This window comes from Kitasatospora sp. NPDC033851, assembly GCF_055576085.1.
On the sequence record NZ_JBVIRL010000096.1, the window covers coordinates 1 to 2,308 of the forward strand.

The window sequence follows — 2,308 nt, forward strand, 5'->3', positions numbered from 1 at the left end:
CGCTGCACCGAGCGACGAAGAACCATCGTCGAGTTCTTCATCGCCCTGGCCAGCATCATCATCACTGTCCGCTGCCTAATCAGACGGGCTTGGACGCTCTACCGCTGGGATACCCGGCCTCGAAGCCCCCGCATCCGATGACCTACTGGCGGACGCCCTTAGCGGGCTGTGGGAAGCAGAGCGGTTGCCGCCTCCCTGGCCCGCAGGGGTGGTGTGGTGAGCGGCCAGGGAGACACCTGCATACGACCCGGCCACAGAGGCCTTCTGTGAGATCGGTGCCACCCTGGCCCATCGCCACACAGCCACCTGCCGTCGGCCGGGGCACCGAGCGGACGCATGTCTCTTACCTGTAGGTTCTTCGGCGTCACGAGGCCGATCCGCTGAGGACCGACGGGCCACCACAGAAGTTGAGCCAGAACCTAATTCGGGAGCCAGTTAGGCAACGGAATCGAGAGCCACCTGCAACCTGGACCATCGAGACTGGTTGAGTGCTGGGGTAGATGGTGCGGGCGAGCCTCGGCTACGCCACTTGGCCGAGCTGTGGTGCCGCAGAGTGCGCGAGGGCGGGCAACGCGAACCCGTCGCGCAAGCATGGTCTTCTGGCTGTGGGGTCGGACCGGTCTGGTGGGGCCTGGCAGGGTGCCGATCCGGCGGGAGACCCGCCCGGGTCACACCATGTCCGTCTGCGTCGGCAGGTCGGACGTGACGCACCGGGCCTACCGCCCGGGTCGGCTGGTCAGCCGGCCCGGAGGGGGCCCGTGCTCTCAGTAGGTCAGTACGAGGCAGCCACTCTGGCCGGCCTTACCGTCCTCACCCGGCTTGGGGTAGAAGTTGTCATAGTTCCGGTTCCAGTCCCCCGCGTTCCCGCCGCGCCCGCCGTCGCCGCCCTTCCCGCGCGCGTTCTCGGGGCAGGGCGCCATGCTCGGCAGTGGAACCTCCGCGTTCCAGGGCGTCTCCACACCGGCGGCCCCGCCGTGTCCGCCGTCAGCTCCGCGGCCGTCTCCCCGGTCGTGGCTGCCGTCCTCCCCGTTCCGACCGGGATCCCCATGCTTGCCGCCCCTGGCCAGCGCATCGTTGGCGCATTTGGGGCCGCGAGTGTCCCACGTCCCGCCACCGACCCTGTCGTTGGACGGGCCGCCCTTGCCGCCCTTACCGCTCAGATCGCGGGTGGTTTGCGAGCTCCCCTTCGCCGACTCTCCTCCCCCTCCGCCCCACGCGCCCAGGCCGCCCCTGGCCCTGATGGAGTTGTTCGTCGTCTTGTCCCACACCCACGAATCGTCGCCGTAGTCGCCGCCGTAGCCGCCCTCGCCGTTGTAGCGGTTCTCGGGGTCCCAGCTGTGGCTACCGCGGCCGCCGGGGTAGCCCTTCCCCACGGCGAGGTGGATGACCTGTCCGGGCTTGACCGGGAAGACGCACTCGACAGCCCCGCCGCCGTTGCCGCCGGCGCCTCCACCGCCGCCGCCACCGAACTGGAACTGGTTCCCGTTGCCGCCGGAGCCTCCACCGCCTCCGCTGCCGCCGGCGCCGACCGCCGTGGCCGTCAGCTGGGTGACGCCCTTCGGGACGGTGAATTCGTACGTGCCCGGTGTCGCGTACACCTTCGTCACCGGTGCCGCCGCAGCGGCATCACGGGCAGGCGCCTGCGCCCGCGCCTGCGCGGGCATCGCCGAACCGCTCAGCACCGCCGCGACCACCAGCACCGCTGCCTGGCCGGCCCGGCCGCTGCCGCGGCCCCTGCTCAGGAACCCACCGATATACAGACCAGACCGTCCGGCCACGCCGTTCTCCTCTCGCTCGCATCTGGACCAGGCCTCAGGACGCCGAAGCGTCCAGGCCCGGGGAAGGCGGCAGCCGAGCCGCACACCACGCCGCCCCGGACCACCACGACCGGGGCACCGCACAACTCGGTTGTCCAAGCTGCTTCAACGACCCGGGTACACGCCGGTCACCGCCCGGACAGCCCTGGAACACTTGGCTGATTCGGCGGCAGCCGAATGGCCGGGCCGGCTCCTCCAGGCCGCTGCAGAACCGGGCGACGTCTGCCTTCAGGACGGTCCGTCTGATCGGGCCCCGCCCCCGAGCCGGCCTGATACGGCGTCGCTCGAACGAGGTACCGACAGTGTGAACGGCCAGCCTCGATCACTCCGACACAGAAGCCGTTCACGAGTTCACAATTGACTCTCGAACTCGTTGCCCAGGTGGCTCCCGTTCTACGGTTCAGGCACGGATTTCGTGAAGTCGATCGTGCTTCTGTGCGCCGGGTGACGCTCCGTCACGTCTAGGTGGATGCTGGCCGCGTGTGAGGAGA

Annotated in this window: 1 protein-coding gene and 1 pseudogene; one reads left to right on the forward strand and one right to left on the reverse strand. The window is 69.7% G+C overall.

The window, feature by feature from the left end; genetic code table 11:
• Positions 1-141 (forward strand): annotated as a pseudogene (locus tag ACZ51D_RS43625) (IS5/IS1182 family transposase); the annotation flags it as partial.
• A gap of 623 nt (positions 142-764) precedes the next feature.
• Here ACZ51D_RS43625 and ACZ51D_RS43630 read toward each other — a convergent pair.
• Positions 765-1,778 (reverse strand): hypothetical protein, encoded by a 1,014-nt coding sequence (locus ACZ51D_RS43630; RefSeq protein ID WP_465665877.1) that lies wholly within the window; start codon positions 1,776-1,778, stop codon positions 765-767.
• Between the last annotated feature and the right edge of the window lie 530 nt (positions 1,779-2,308).